Origin of the sequence: Ferrovibrio sp. (assembly GCF_046297595.1) — a bacterium.
Classification (GTDB): Bacteria; Pseudomonadota; Alphaproteobacteria; order Ferrovibrionales; family Ferrovibrionaceae; genus Ferrovibrio.
The window spans coordinates 1,013,249-1,025,974 of the sequence record NZ_JBKBHT010000001.1 but is presented as its reverse complement, the minus strand read 5'-3'; the positions used below and the strand labels follow the sequence as shown (position 1 = coordinate 1,025,974).

12 protein-coding genes and 1 tRNA gene are annotated in these 12,726 nt (G+C 66.9%); 11 read left to right on the top strand and 2 right to left on the bottom strand.

Annotated elements, in window-relative coordinates; genetic code table 11:
• The first annotated feature begins 22 nt into the window (after window positions 1-22).
• From meaB to ACK4FJ_RS05165, 4 genes are all read left to right on the top strand, one after another.
• Window positions 23-991, top strand: coding sequence for a methylmalonyl Co-A mutase-associated GTPase MeaB (gene meaB / locus ACK4FJ_RS05180; RefSeq protein WP_409764762.1), 969 nt, complete (start codon window positions 23-25; stop codon window positions 989-991).
• 2 nt (window positions 992-993) lie between these two features.
• On the top strand, window positions 994-2,157 hold the full coding sequence (locus ACK4FJ_RS05175) for a pyridoxal phosphate-dependent aminotransferase (RefSeq protein ID WP_409764761.1): 1,164 nt from the start codon (window positions 994-996) through the stop codon (window positions 2,155-2,157).
• A gap of 28 nt (window positions 2,158-2,185) precedes the next feature.
• On the top strand, window positions 2,186-3,334 hold the full coding sequence (locus ACK4FJ_RS05170; protein WP_409764760.1) for an acyl-CoA dehydrogenase family protein: 1,149 nt from the start codon (window positions 2,186-2,188) through the stop codon (window positions 3,332-3,334).
• 102 nt (window positions 3,335-3,436) lie between these two features.
• Window positions 3,437-4,621, top strand: a complete 1,185-nt coding sequence (locus ACK4FJ_RS05165) for an acetyl-CoA C-acyltransferase (RefSeq protein WP_409764759.1) — start codon at window positions 3,437-3,439, stop codon at window positions 4,619-4,621.
• Between the two features lie 19 nt (window positions 4,622-4,640).
• Here ACK4FJ_RS05165 and ACK4FJ_RS05160 read toward each other — a convergent pair whose 3' ends face one another.
• Window positions 4,641-5,072: a DUF3293 domain-containing protein gene (locus ACK4FJ_RS05160; RefSeq protein WP_409764758.1), complete on the bottom strand. Its 432-nt coding sequence runs from the start codon at window positions 5,070-5,072 to the stop codon at window positions 4,641-4,643.
• A complete protein-coding gene (locus ACK4FJ_RS05155) occupies window positions 5,069-5,734 on the bottom strand; it encodes a lipid-binding SYLF domain-containing protein (RefSeq protein WP_409764757.1) in 666 nt (221 codons plus the stop codon). Before ACK4FJ_RS05155 ends, ACK4FJ_RS05160 begins: the two co-directional genes overlap by 4 nt.
• 170 nt (window positions 5,735-5,904) lie before the next feature.
• On the opposite strand from ACK4FJ_RS05155, the gene ACK4FJ_RS05150 reads away from it, so the two are divergent.
• The 7 genes from ACK4FJ_RS05150 (at window position 5,905) to ACK4FJ_RS05120 (ending at window position 12,579) form a co-directional block, all read left to right on the top strand.
• Window positions 5,905-6,183: an exodeoxyribonuclease VII small subunit gene (locus ACK4FJ_RS05150; RefSeq protein WP_409764756.1), complete on the top strand. Its 279-nt coding sequence runs from the start codon at window positions 5,905-5,907 to the stop codon at window positions 6,181-6,183.
• 1 nt (window position 6,184) lies between these two features.
• Window positions 6,185-7,096 carry a polyprenyl synthetase family protein gene (locus ACK4FJ_RS05145; RefSeq protein WP_409764755.1) on the top strand — a complete coding sequence of 304 codons (912 nt, stop codon included), beginning with the start codon at window positions 6,185-6,187 and terminating at the stop codon, window positions 7,094-7,096.
• 16 nt (window positions 7,097-7,112) lie between these two features.
• Window positions 7,113-9,029 (top strand): 1-deoxy-D-xylulose-5-phosphate synthase, encoded by a 1,917-nt coding sequence (dxs, locus tag ACK4FJ_RS05140; RefSeq protein WP_409764754.1) that lies wholly within the window; start codon window positions 7,113-7,115, stop codon window positions 9,027-9,029.
• 12 nt (window positions 9,030-9,041) lie between these two features.
• Window positions 9,042-10,400: an MATE family efflux transporter gene (locus ACK4FJ_RS05135; RefSeq protein ID WP_409764753.1), complete on the top strand. Its 1,359-nt coding sequence runs from the start codon at window positions 9,042-9,044 to the stop codon at window positions 10,398-10,400.
• Window positions 10,397-11,161, top strand: coding sequence for a TlyA family RNA methyltransferase (locus tag ACK4FJ_RS05130; protein WP_409764752.1), 765 nt, complete (start codon window positions 10,397-10,399; stop codon window positions 11,159-11,161). The genes ACK4FJ_RS05135 and ACK4FJ_RS05130 overlap by 4 nt, the downstream gene beginning before the upstream one ends.
• Entirely contained in the window at window positions 11,151-12,440 is a 1,290-nt protein-coding gene (locus ACK4FJ_RS05125; protein ID WP_409764751.1) for a class I SAM-dependent RNA methyltransferase, read from the top strand. The genes ACK4FJ_RS05130 and ACK4FJ_RS05125 overlap by 11 nt, the downstream gene beginning before the upstream one ends.
• 65 nt (window positions 12,441-12,505) lie before the next feature.
• Window positions 12,506-12,579: transfer RNA gene (locus ACK4FJ_RS05120), tRNA-Gln, on the top strand.
• Window positions 12,580-12,726 lie beyond the last annotated feature (147 nt).

The following is a 12,726-nucleotide window of genomic DNA, read 5'->3' as shown; positions in this document are numbered from 1 at the left end:
ACATAGCGCGTATGGTGCCTCTATGCAAAAGCAGGCTGGGCAAAAAGCCATTCCCGATTCTCCACCGCCCGACTGGCTGCCCGGCCTGATGGCCGGCGAGCGGGCGGCCCTGGCCCGGGCGATCACGGCGGTGGAAAACGAGACCGACGAGGCCACTGCCGTGCTGCAGGGCATCCGCAGCCGGCTGGGTCATGCCCTGGTGGTCGGCTTCACCGGTGCGCCGGGCGCGGGCAAATCCACCCTGGTCTCGGCCTATGTGGCCGAACTGCGCCGGCGGGATCTGAGCGTCGGCGTGGTGGCGGTCGATCCCTCCAGCCCGCTCACCGGCGGCGCCATCCTGGGCGACCGCATCCGCATGAGCCAGCATGCCGGCGATCCCGGCGTGTTCATCCGCAGCCTCGCCAGCCGTGGCCATCTCGGCGGCCTGTCGCGCACGGCGGCCCGCGTGATCGACGTGTTCGATGCCTCGGGCCGCGATGTGGTGGTGGTGGAAACCGTCGGCACCGGCCAGTCGGAAGTCGAGATCGCCGAGATCGCCGATGTGCGCGTGGTGGTGAATGCGCCTGGCCTGGGCGACGACGTGCAGGCAATCAAGGCCGGCATCCTGGAAATCGCCGACATCCTGGTGGTCAACAAATCCGACCTGCCGTTTGCCGAACGCTCGGCGCGCCAGCTTGCGGCCATGAGCGCGCAACGGGGACACGGCCCGGTGCCGGTGCTGCATACCAGTGCGACAGTCACCAAGGGCGTGCCGGAACTGGCCGATGCCATCGCCGCCGTGGGCAAGCGCAAGCGGCCCGATCCACGCGCCCGCACGCGACGGCTGCTGCAGAATCTGGTGCTCGACCGCCTGCGTCGCGGCCTGGCCGAACTGCCCGCCGCCGATATCGACGCGCTGGCCGATGCCGTGCTGGCCGGCCGCAGCGATATCGACACGGCCCTGCTCAAACTCACCGAACTGCTCGTTTCCCGCCTCCCGCAACAGAAGTGATCATGCCCGACGCCCGTATCTGCGAGTCCATTCTCGACCTGCCCGGTTCCCGTATTCGTGTCGTCACCCGCGCCTCGGCCGACATCCCCGACATGATCAAGCTGTGGTTCGGCGAGGGCGACGAGGCCACGCCGGCATTCGTGCGCAAGGCCGCCGCCGCCGCATTGGAAAAGGGCGAAACCTTTTACGCGCCCAATCGCGGCATCGCGCCGCTGCTGCAGGCGATCAGCGACTACCTCAAGCGCGCCTATGGCGCCGAGATCGGGTCGGATCGCATCGTGGTCACGGCCTCGGGCATGAACGCCATCATGATCACCATCCAGTGCCTGATCGAGCCGGGCGACAGCGCCGTGGTGGTCGGCCCGATCTGGCCGAATGGCCGCGCCGCCATCAAGGCGATGGGCGGCGAGCCGCGCGACGTGTTTTTGCAGCCGCAGGAGGACGGCCGCTGGAAGCTCGATCTGCAACAGCTGTTCGATGCCTGCGACGAGACAACGAAGCTGATCATGATCAACAGTCCGGGCAATCCCACCGGCTGGGTGGCCTCGGAGACCGAGCTGAAGGCGATCCTGGATTTCTGCCGCGAGCGCGGCATCTGGATTCTCTCCGACGAAGTCTACGGCCGGATCATCTATGGCGGCGCGAAACATGCACCGAGCTACTACACGCTGGCGCAGCCGGAAGATCCGGTGGTGATCGTCAATTCGTTTTCCAAAAGCTGGTCGATGACCGGCTGGCGGCTGGGCTGGATCGTGGCGCCGCCCAGGCTCTGCGCCGTCGTGGAAAAGATGACCGAGTTCAACATCTCGCATCCCACCACCTTCGTGCAATGGGGCGGCGTGACGGCGCTGAACGACGGCGACAGCTATATCGAAGGCCTGGTCGAACGCTACAGCCGCGCCGCCGACATGGTTTATCAGGCGCTGGCGCCGTTGCCGCGCGTGAAACTGGCCAAGCCGGAAGGCGCCTTCTATGCCTTCTTCGCGCTGGACGGCATGACCGACAGCCTGAACACCTGCGTCGAACTGGCGCGCAAGGCCCGCGTCGGGCTGGCGCCCGGCATCGCCTTCGGGCCGGCGGGCGAGGGCCGCATCCGGCTCTGCTACGCGGCCTCGCTGCCCAAGCTGTCGGAGGCCCTCGAACGGCTGGTGCCGCACCTGAAGTAAAATAAAAAAAGTATCGGGAAGGAAACCAATGCGACTGATCTACGAGACCGACGAGCATGTGCAGCTGCGCGAGCAGGTGACGCGTTTCGTCGAGCAGGAAGTCCGCCCCCATGGTGCCGCCTGGGAAGAGGCCGGCATGGTGCCGCGCGAGGTGCTGCGCCAGATGGGTCGGCTTGGGTTCTTTGGCATCCGCTACCCGGAAGCCTATGGCGGCAGCGAACAGGGCGCGGTGGCCTCGGCGATCCTGGCCGAGGAATGCGGCCGCTCTGGCTTCGGCGGCTTTTCCGCCACCGTGCTGGTGCATACCGACATGGCCTCGCCGCATCTGGCTCATGCCGGCAACAAACAGCAGCTCGACCGCTGGTTCGCGAAAGTCATCGCCGGCGACCTGATCACCGCCGTGGCGGTCACCGAGCCCGATGCCGGCTCGGATGTGGCGGCCATCCGCACGCGGGCGAGGCGCGACGGCGATGCCTATCTGCTGAATGGCGCCAAGATGTTCATCACCAATGGCGTGCATGCCGATCTCTATTTCGTGGCGGCCAAGACCGATCCGGAGGCCAAGGGCTCGCGTGCCATCTCGATCTTCGCCGTCGAAAAAGGAACGCCGGGCTTCAGCGCCGGGCGCAGCCTCAGGAAGCATGGCTGGCTCTGCTCGGATACCGCCGAACTGGTGTTCGACAATTGCCGCGTGCCGGCCGAGAACCGCCTGGGCGAGGAGAATCGCGGCTTCTATGCCATCATGAAGAATTTCCAGAACGAGCGCCTGGTGCTGGGCGCCATGGCGGTGGGCGAATGCCGCCGCGCGCTGGAAATCACCCGGCAGTATGTGACGACCCGCAAGGCCTTCGGCGGTGTGCTGGCCGACAAGCAGGCGATCCGCCAGCGCCTGGCGATGCTGGAGGCGCGCACCGAGGCGGCGCGACAGCTGGTCTATCATGCCGCCTGGTCGGTGGATCAGGGCCGCGATGCCGTGCGCGAGGTGTCGATGGTCAAGGCGGTCTGCGGAGAGCTGGTCAATGCCGTGACCTATGACTGCCTGCAGTTCCATGGTGGCGCCGGCTATTTGCGCGACAGCGAGATCGAGCGCATGGCGCGCGACGCCCGCATCCATCCCATCGGCGGCGGCGCCACCGAGGTGATGCTGGAAGAGATCGCCAAGCGCTGGCCGGCCTGATCAGGTTGACGTGCGCGTAAACCTGACGCAACGGCAGGTTTGCGCGGTGCAAAATTTGGGTCTAGCGTTCGGCCCCAGACCGATAATCGGAGGAAACCAGTCATGCGCGAAGCCGTCATCGTATCCACCGCCCGCACGCCGATCGGCAAGGCCTATCGCGGCGCCTTCAACAACACCGATGCCGCCAGCCTGGGGGCGCATGCGATCCGCGAGGCCGTGAAGCGCGCCGGCATCGAGCCGGGCGAGGTGGACGATGTGGTGATGGGCGCCGCCCTGCAGCAGGGTTCGACCGGCGGCAATATCGCCCGCCAATGCGCTGTGGCCGCCGGCCTGCCGGTGACGGTGGCGGGCATGAGCGTCGACCGCCAATGCGCCTCGGGCCTGATGGCGATTGCCACGGCTGCCAAGCAGGTGATCCACGACAACGTGCCGATCGCCGTGGGCGGCGGGCTTGAGTCGATCTCGCTGGTGCAGAACGAGCATATGAATACCTTCCGCGCCCGCGACGAATGGCTGATGAAGAACAAGCCCGACATCTACATGGCGATGATCGATACGGCGGAAGTGGTGGCCAAGCGCTACGGTGTCAGCCGCGAGGCGCAGGATGCCTATGCGCTGGAAAGCCAGAAGCGCACGGCTGCCGCCCAGGCGGCCGGCAAGTTCGATGCCGAGATTGTGCCGATGCCGACCAAGATGGCCGTGGTGAACAAGGAGACCAAGGAGGTTTCCTACAAGGACGTCACGCTGACCAAGGATGAAGGCAACCGGCCTGAAACGACCCTGGAGAATCTGGCCGCCCTGCAGCCGGTGCGCGGGCCGGACAAGTTCATCACCGCCGGCAATGCCAGCCAGCTTTCCGATGGCGCCTCGGCCTGCGTGGTGATGGAATCCAAGCTGGCCGAGAAGCGCGGCTTGCAGCCGCTGGGCATCTATCGCGGCATGGCGGTGGCCGGCTGCGAGCCCGACGAGATGGGTATCGGCCCGATCTATGCGATCCCCAAGCTGCTGCAGCGTTTCGGCCTGAAGATGGACGATATCGGCCTGTGGGAGCTGAACGAGGCTTTCGCCGTGCAGGTGCTCTACTGCCGCGACAAGCTCGGCATCCCGAACGAGCGCCTGAACGTGAATGGCGGTGCGATCTCCATCGGCCATCCCTATGGCATGTCGGGCGCGCGCATGACCGGCCATGCCCTGATCGAGGGCAAGCGTCGCGGCGCCAAGTATGTGGTGGTGACCATGTGTATCGGCGGCGGCCAGGGCGGCGCCGGCCTTTTTGAAGTGGCTTAAAACAGCGAGGTGGCCTGACCTACCGTAGCGCGAGGCGGGTGAGGACCAGTTCCGCCACGCCGCCGCGCATGTAACGCACGATGCCGAATTGGCCATAGCGCTCTGCCAGCGCTATGGCCTTTTCCGTTTCCAGGTCCAGCACGGCGAAACCCGGTTCCGGCCGCCAGCCATGGCGGTCCGGCACGCCCAGCTGCGGCAACGCGATCAGCCTGCGCGATGCCAGGTTCCATCGCAGGCGCTGGTGTGCCGCCATGTTGCGTGTCACCGGCAGATGCCGGCTCCGCGGGTTCCAGGCATTCAGGCAAGTGATGCTGCGGGCATCCATCCGGTGCAGAAACGCATCGGCCTGCGGGCTGCTATAATCCAGCCGCAGGCCGATCATGATTCCGTCCGGCAGGGCCACCGCATATGTCGTCGCGCGGTAGCCCCGCAAAGTCGGGGCGTCGATCACCGGCCTTCGGCCGCGCTCAGTGCCTGGCGCAGCGCGCTGGTGCCCGGATTGCTGACGGCGTGATCGTAGAGGATGTTGCGCGGATGCGCCTGGCGGCCGTAATAGGCGGTGTTGCGGCTATGCCGCGCGGTGATCACCGCGCCCTCGACGGCCACGCCGGCGGCCAGGCCCTTGCTCTTCGAATAGGACAAGATGTCGGCGCCCAGATGGGTGGTGGTGGCCGCCTCGATGCCCATGCCGACCGGGCCGGCCGCCACGGTGGCATCGGCGCCCAGCTTGAATTCGTTGCGCAGGATGGCATCCACCGCCTTGTCGTTCATCAGCAGCAGCATCACTTCCGATGCCTCGCCGCCGATCTGCAGGCCGATGGAGCCGGCGCCCATCGTGTAGATCGCAGGTTCGCTCCAGCCGGTGCCGGTGCGGGCCATCAGCAGGCCCGAGCCGCCTTCGCCGCCGATGATGAAGCTGGCCTTCAGCAGCTGCGGCACGACGAACACACCCTTGGCCTTGGCAAGCTGGCGGCGCATGTCGGAGAACTGCCCGTCGGCGGCGAAGCGGTCGACGGTGATGCGGGCCGCATCGACCAGGCTCTGGTCTTCCGAGGCGCGGGCCAGTCGGGGCGACGCCAGCAGGAAGCCGGCGCCGAGGGTCGCGGTCGTCAATAAATGGCGGCGGGTCAACATGGGGATGTCCCTTTCCGGGTTGGCAAAGTCATGAACGCAATATATTGCTTCGGCCATGGTTATGCACCTCCACCGCTGGGGGTGCGCCATGGGTTGTTGGGGGCTTACCCCATCCCTAGACTATGGCGGCATTGTGAAACGGAGGCGGCATGTCGAAGGCGAAGGATGCGGCGGAAAACGCCCCTGAGGCCATTCCTGCCGATATCGCGGCCCTGAGTTTCGAGGCCGCCCTGAAGGCACTGGACGAGATCGTGGGCAAGCTGGAAAGCGGCCGGGTCGATCTTGAGGAATCGATTGCCCTCTATGGCCGCGGTGCCCTGCTCAAACGCCATTGCGAGGCCAAGCTGAAGGCGGCGGAAGAGAAGATCGAGAAGATCGTCGTTGGCGCCGACGGCCAGCCCGGCACCCAGCCCTTCAAGGCCGACTGACATGACCGGTTCGCCGTCGCTTGCGGCGGCCATGCGGGATGCGGCGGCCGCCGTCGAGGCCGAACTCGACCGTCTGCTGCCCAAACCCGAGGGCCCGACGACACGCCTGGACGAGGCCATGCGTTATGCCACGCTGGGCGGCGGCAAGCGGCTGCGCGCCCTGCTGGCGGTGGCGGGCGGCGACCTGTTCGGCGCGCCGCGCCAGCGCAGCCTGCGTGTGGCGGCGGCCATCGAGATGCTGCATGCCTATTCGCTGATCCATGACGATCTGCCCTGCATGGACGACGACGATCTGCGCCGCGGCAAGCCCACTGTGCATAAGGCCTTCGACGAGGCCGCCGCCGTGCTGGCGGGCGACGGGTTGCAGGCCCTGGCTTTTGAAGTGCTGGCCGATCCGGCCACCCATGCAGATGCCGGCGTGCGGGCCGAACTGGCGCTGGGGCTGGCCCGGGCGGCCGGTCCGCGCGGCATGGTCGGCGGGCAGGCCATCGACCTGGCGGCCGAAACCCGCACGGCGGCCGGCCGGCCGCTGGATTATGCCGAGATCGCCCATCTGCAGGCGCTCAAGACCGGGGCCCTGATCGCCTATGCCGCCGAGTCGGGGGCGATTTTGGGCCAGGCATCCATGGAAGATCGGGCGGTTCTGCGCGATTATGCCGCCGATCTGGGGCTCGCCTTCCAGATCGCGGACGATATCTTGGACCATGAAGGCTCGGCCGCCGAGCTTGGCAAGGCGGTGGGCAAGGATGCCGGGGCGGGGAAGGCCACCTTTGTGGGCCTTTTGGGCCTGGAGGGTGCCAAAGCCAAGGCCCGGACGTTAACCAATTCGGCCCGCGACCGCCTGGCCCGTTTCGGGGCGGCGGCTGCGGTTTTACAGGAGCTGGCGGAGTTTGTTATAACCCGCCGCTCGTGACACGATTGGATCAGTAATGATCAGCAACCGCACACCCCTGCTGGATACGGTGCGGACGCCGGCCGACATCCGGCAGTTCGACATCGACCAGCTCAAGCAGCTCGCCGACGAGGTGCGCCGTGAGATGATCGATGCCGTCTCGGTGACGGGCGGTCATCTCGGCGCCGGCCTCGGCGTGGTCGAGCTGACCGTGGCGGTGCATCATGTCTTCGCCACGCCTGAGGACAAGCTGATCTGGGATGTCGGCCATCAGGCCTATCCGCACAAGATACTCACCGGCCGGCGCGACCGCATCCGCACGCTGCGCCAGGGCGGCGGCCTGTCGGGTTTCACCCGCCGCTCGGAAAGCGAATACGATCCCTTCGGCGCCGCGCATTCCTCCACCTCGATTTCCGCCGGCCTAGGCATGGCGGTGGGCCGCGACCTCAAGCATGGCAGCAACAACGTCATTGCCGTGATCGGCGATGGCGCGATGTCGGCCGGCATGGCCTACGAGGCCATGAACAATGCCGGTTCGATGGATTCGCGCCTGATCGTGATTCTGAACGACAACGACATGTCGATTGCGCCGCCGGTCGGCGCCATGAGCGCCTATCTGTCGCGACTGCTCTCATCGCGCTCCTATATGGGCCTGCGCCAGCTCGCCAAGCAGCTTGGCCACAAGATCCTGCCGAAGGGACTGGCGACGGCGGCCGAGAAGGCCGAGGAATATGCGCGCGGCATGGTCACCGGCGGCACGCTGTTCGAGGAACTGGGCTTCTATTACGTCGGCCCGGTCGACGGCCACAATCTCGAACACCTCGTGCCGGTGCTGAAGAATATCCGCGACAACGACAAGACCGGCCCGGTGCTGATCCATGCCGTGACGCAGAAGGGCAAGGGCTATGGCCCAGCCGAGGCGGCGGACGACAAGTATCATGGCGTGTCGAAATTCGATGTCGTCACCGGCGCCCAGGCCAAGCCCAAGGCCGGCCCGCCCAGCTATACCAAGGTGTTCGCCCAGAGCCTGATCGCCGAAGCCGAGCGCGACGACAAGATCGTGGCAGTCACCGCTGCGATGCCGTCCGGCACCGGCCTCGATCTCTTTGCCCAGCGTTTTCCTGATCGTTGCTTCGATGTCGGCATCGCCGAGCAGCATGCCGTCACCTTTGCCGCCGGCATGGCCTGCGAGGGCTTCAAGCCCTTCTGTGCGATCTATTCCACCTTCCTGCAGCGCGCCTATGACCAGGTGGTGCATGACGTGGCGATCCAGAAGCTGCCGGTGCGTTTCGCCATCGACCGTGCCGGTCTGGTCGGCGCCGATGGCGCGACCCATGCCGGCAGTTTCGACATCGCCTATCTCGGCTGCCTGCCCGACATGGTGCTGATGGCCGCCGCCGACGAGGCGGAGCTGATGCATATGGTGGCCACGGCGGCGGCGCTGGATGATCGTCCCTCCGCTTTCCGCTATCCACGCGGCGAGGGCCTGGGCCTCACGTTGCCGGGCCGCGGCTCGATCCTGCCGCTGGGCAAGGGTCGCGTGCTGCGCGAGGGCAGCTCGATTGCCATTCTTTCGTTCGGCGCCCGCCTGGCCGAGGCGATGAAGGCCGCCGACGACCTGGCCGCGCGCGGCCTGACCGCCACGGTGGCCGATGCGCGCTTCTGCAAACCGCTCGATACCGATCTGGTGCGCCAGCTTGCCCGCCATCACGAGGTGCTGATCACCATCGAGGAAGGTTCGGTCGGCGGCTTCGGCAGCCATGTGTTGCAGTTCCTCAGCCACGAGGGCCTGCTGGACCATGGCCTGAAGATCCGGCCGATGGTGCTGCCCGACATCTTCATCGACCACGACACGCCGGCGAAGCAGTACGATATCGCGGGGCTGAACGCGCCGCAGATCGTCGCCATGGCGCTTTCGGCGCTGGGTCGCTCCGACCTGTCCGTCCGCGCATAAAGCAGGCCCGTCATGATCTTAAGGGAAGCGCGGGCCACGCTCGTGCTGGCGCTGCCGATTGCCGGTACCCAGCTCGCCCAGATGGCGATCCATACCACCGATGTCTGGCTGCTGTCGCATTACAGCGAACAGGCGCTGGGCGCCGCCGCTTTGGGCGTGGCGATCTTCAGCTTCCTGTGGATCATCGGCCTGGGTATGGCGACGGCCACGCCGGCACTGGCGGCGCAGGCGCGCGGCCATGATCCCAACGACCGCGACGGCGTGCGCCAGGCCGTGCATGACGGACTGATCTCCACCGGCCTCTACGGTCTGCTCTGCACCATCTTGATGATCGTGAGCGAACCTTTCCTGGTGCTGATCGGCCAGCCACCGGAACTGATCGCGCTGGCCGTGCCGTTCATGCAGGCCTTGAGCGGCATGTTCATCACCTCGCTGTGGCTCATGGTGCTGCGCGGCTTCGTCTCGGTGCTGGAGCGGCCGCGCGTCGCCCTGGTGCTCACCGTGATCGCATTGCTCATGAACGCGGCGGTGAATTACGTGCTGATCTTCGGCTTCTGGATCGTGCCGTCGCTGGGCGTGGTCGGCGCCGGGATGGGCTCCAGCTTCGTCAACCTGGCCATCCTGCTCGGCATTCTCTGGTACATCGCGCGCGATCCGCAGTTTTCGTCCTATCAGCTGTCGCGCGGCTGGTGGCGCACCACGCCGCGCCGCATGATCGCCTTCCTGCGCGTGGCCTTGCCGATCTCGCTGGCGCTGGGCGCCGAGATCGGGTTGTTCTCGGCCGCCGCCCTGCTGATGGGCCGGCTGGGGGCTGCGGAGGTGGCGGCGCATCAGGTCGCGCTGCAATGGGCGGCGATTGCCTTCATGGTGCCGATGGGGCTGGGCCAGGCGGCCACGGTGCGCGTCGGGCTGGCCGCCGGTGCACGCGATGCCGCCGGCGTGGCGCATGCCGGCTGGATCGCGATTGCCATGGGTATGTCCTTCATGCTGTGCACCGCGCTGATCTTCGGCTTTGCCGGCGCCACGCTGATCGGCGTGTTCGTGGCCGACCGCCATTCGGAGCTCTTCCTGCTCGCCACCACCTATCTGGGCATGGCGGCCCTGTTCCAGCTGGTCGATGGCGCCCAGGGCGTGGCCAATGGCGCGCTGCGTGGCCTGAAGGATACCGCCATGCCGATGGTGATGACGCTGGTGGGTTACTGGCTGATCGGGTTTCCCATCGCCATCTGGTTCGGCTTCTTCACGCCCCTGCGCGGCATCGGCGTCTGGATCGGCCTGGTGGTGGGGCTGGCCGTGGTGGCCGCGCTGCTGCTCTGGCGTTTTGCCCGGCAGAGCCATAGGCTGCGCCGCATGCAGGAGCGCGTGGCATGAAGGCCCCCAAGCTGCGCCTGGACCAGGCGCTGGTCGAGCGCGGCCTGGCGGAAAGCCGGGCCAAGGCGCAGGCCGCCATCATGGCTGGGCTGGTGTTTTCGGGCGAGAAGCGGCTGGACAAGCCGGGCCTGTCGGTTGCCGCCGATGCGCCGCTGGAGCTGCGCGGCAAGCCGCATCCCTGGGTCAGCCGCGGCGGTGTGAAGCTGGCGCATGCGATTCAGCATTTCAGCTTAAGCCCGCAGGATCGCATCTGCATCGATGTCGGCGCCTCCACCGGCGGCTTCACCGATGTTCTGCTGCAGCATGGTGCGGCCAAGGTCTATGCCGTGGATGTGGGCGAGGGCCAGCTGGACTGGAAGCTGCGCAACGATCCGCGTGTCGTGGTGCTGGAGAAAACCAATGCGCGGCATCTGGATACGGCACTGATTCCCGATCCCATCGACTGCGTGGTCTGCGATGCCAGTTTCATCGGGTTGCAGATCGTGCTGCCGGCGGCTCTGTCGCTGGCGCGGCCGGGCAGCTGGGCCGTGGCGCTGATCAAGCCGCAATTCGAGGTCGGGCGCGAGCGTGTGGGCAAGGGCGGCGTGGTGCGCGATCCGGCTTTGCACGAGGAAGTCTGTGCGCGCATCCATGCCTGGTGGGATGCCTTGCCGGGCTGGCGCGTGATCGGCATCGAGCCGAGCCCCATCCTCGGGCCGGAAGGCAACCGCGAATTCCTGATTGCGGCAGAGAAAGAGATCGACGGGAAGCATGATGCGTGACATGGATGGCGTGATCGAGCGGATGGGCGGGCAGGGCCATGGCGTGCTGACCCATGACGGCGTGCGCTATTACGTGCCCTTCACCGTGCCGGGCGACCGCGTAGCGGCGAAGGTGGGCGAGGAACGCGGCGACGGCTATGCCGCCCATGTCAGCGTGCTGGAAGCGGAAGGGCCGGACCGCGTCGAGCCGCCCTGCCGGCATTTCCAGGCCTGCGGCGGCTGCGCCCTGCAGCACTGGGCCGAGGCGCCCTATAACGCGTGGAAACGCGACAAGCTGGCCGCCGCGCTGCTGCGCCGCGATTTCACCGATCCGCCGGTGGCCGATCTGGTCGCCGTGCCGGCACAGTCGCGCCGCCGCGCCGAATTCATTGTCCGCCGCGTGAAGGACCGCGTGCTGCTGGGTTTCCACGAAGCGGCCAGCCGCAAGATCGTCGACCTGGAAGACTGCACCGTGCTGCGGCCGGCCCTGCTGGCGCCGTTGCCGGCCCTGCGCGCGGCGCTGATCGAGGTGCTGGGCGATGGCTGGGCCATCGACCTGAAACTCACGGATACCGAAACCGGGCTGGATGCGCTGATCACCGGCAAGCTGAAGATGCGGGTGCAGGAGCGCATCGCGCTCAGCAAGGCGGCGAAGGCCATCGGCTTGGCGCGCCTGAGCTGGCGGTTCGACATGCGCAGCGAGCCTGAGCTGCTCTATCAGGGCGGGGCCGCGCCGCTGGTGCGCTTCGGCGCCCATGGCGTGGTCCTGCCGCCGGGTGGCTTCCTGCAGGCAACAGTCGAGGCCGAACAGGCGATGGCGGATTTTGCGCTGGAGGCTTTGAAAGATGCCAAGCGCGTGGCCGATCTCTTCTCGGGCTGCGGCGCTTTCGCCTTGCGCCTGGCAGAAGCCGGCAAGACCGTGCTCGCTGCCGATGCCGACCGCCCCGCCATCGCCGCCTTGCAGGCCGCGGTGAAGACGGCGGGCCTGGCCGGGCGGCTGAATGCCCAGGCGCGTGATCTGGAGCGCCAGCCGTTGGCGCCGGCCGAGTTGAAGAAACTCGATGCCGTGCTGCTCGATCCGCCGCGTGCCGGCGCCAGGGCCCAGGTGCAGCAGCTTGCCCTGGCCGCCGCCGCCGGTGCGGCGCCCGGCATCGTGGTGATGGCGGCCTGCGACCCCTCCAGTTTTGCCCGCGACGCCCGCACACTGGCCGATGCCGGCTGGCGGCTGGAAAAGGCGGTGCCGATCGACCAGTTCCGCTGGTCGCCGCATCTGGAAATCGTCAGCCTTTTCAGGCGCTAAGCTGGCCCGGGGGCAGGGGTTGCAAAGCACCGGCGGACGGGCTATATCCCGCACCCGATCCCTGCTGGGGGATCGTCTAACGGTAGGACCCCAGACTCTGACTCTGGTTGTCTAGGTTCGAATCCTAGTCCCCCAGCCAATCTTCCCCCCGACAATCCATTTCAGATATCGCCGTGTGTCCTCAGCTCTTTTGAGGATGCCGCGCATTCGGCCTCGACCTCTTTTCGATTGGTCGGGATGAATCTGCGAGTCGGGTCTCAGAGTTCATCGCCGCTTCACGCATGCG

Coding starts and splice junctions, on each gene's coding strand:
- meaB (WP_409764762.1), top strand. CDS start 23: ATGCAAAAGCAGGCTGGGCAAAAAGCCATTCCCGATTCTCCACCGCCC.
- ACK4FJ_RS05175 (WP_409764761.1), top strand. CDS start 994: ATGCCCGACGCCCGTATCTGCGAGTCCATTCTCGACCTGCCCGGTTCC.
- ACK4FJ_RS05170 (WP_409764760.1), top strand. CDS start 2,186: ATGCGACTGATCTACGAGACCGACGAGCATGTGCAGCTGCGCGAGCAG.
- ACK4FJ_RS05165 (WP_409764759.1), top strand. CDS start 3,437: ATGCGCGAAGCCGTCATCGTATCCACCGCCCGCACGCCGATCGGCAAG.
- ACK4FJ_RS05150 (WP_409764756.1), top strand. CDS start 5,905: ATGTCGAAGGCGAAGGATGCGGCGGAAAACGCCCCTGAGGCCATTCCT.
- ACK4FJ_RS05145 (WP_409764755.1), top strand. CDS start 6,185: ATGACCGGTTCGCCGTCGCTTGCGGCGGCCATGCGGGATGCGGCGGCC.
- dxs (WP_409764754.1), top strand. CDS start 7,113: ATGATCAGCAACCGCACACCCCTGCTGGATACGGTGCGGACGCCGGCC.
- ACK4FJ_RS05135 (WP_409764753.1), top strand. CDS start 9,042: ATGATCTTAAGGGAAGCGCGGGCCACGCTCGTGCTGGCGCTGCCGATT.
- ACK4FJ_RS05130 (WP_409764752.1), top strand. CDS start 10,397: ATGAAGGCCCCCAAGCTGCGCCTGGACCAGGCGCTGGTCGAGCGCGGC.
- ACK4FJ_RS05125 (WP_409764751.1), top strand. CDS start 11,151: ATGATGCGTGACATGGATGGCGTGATCGAGCGGATGGGCGGGCAGGGC.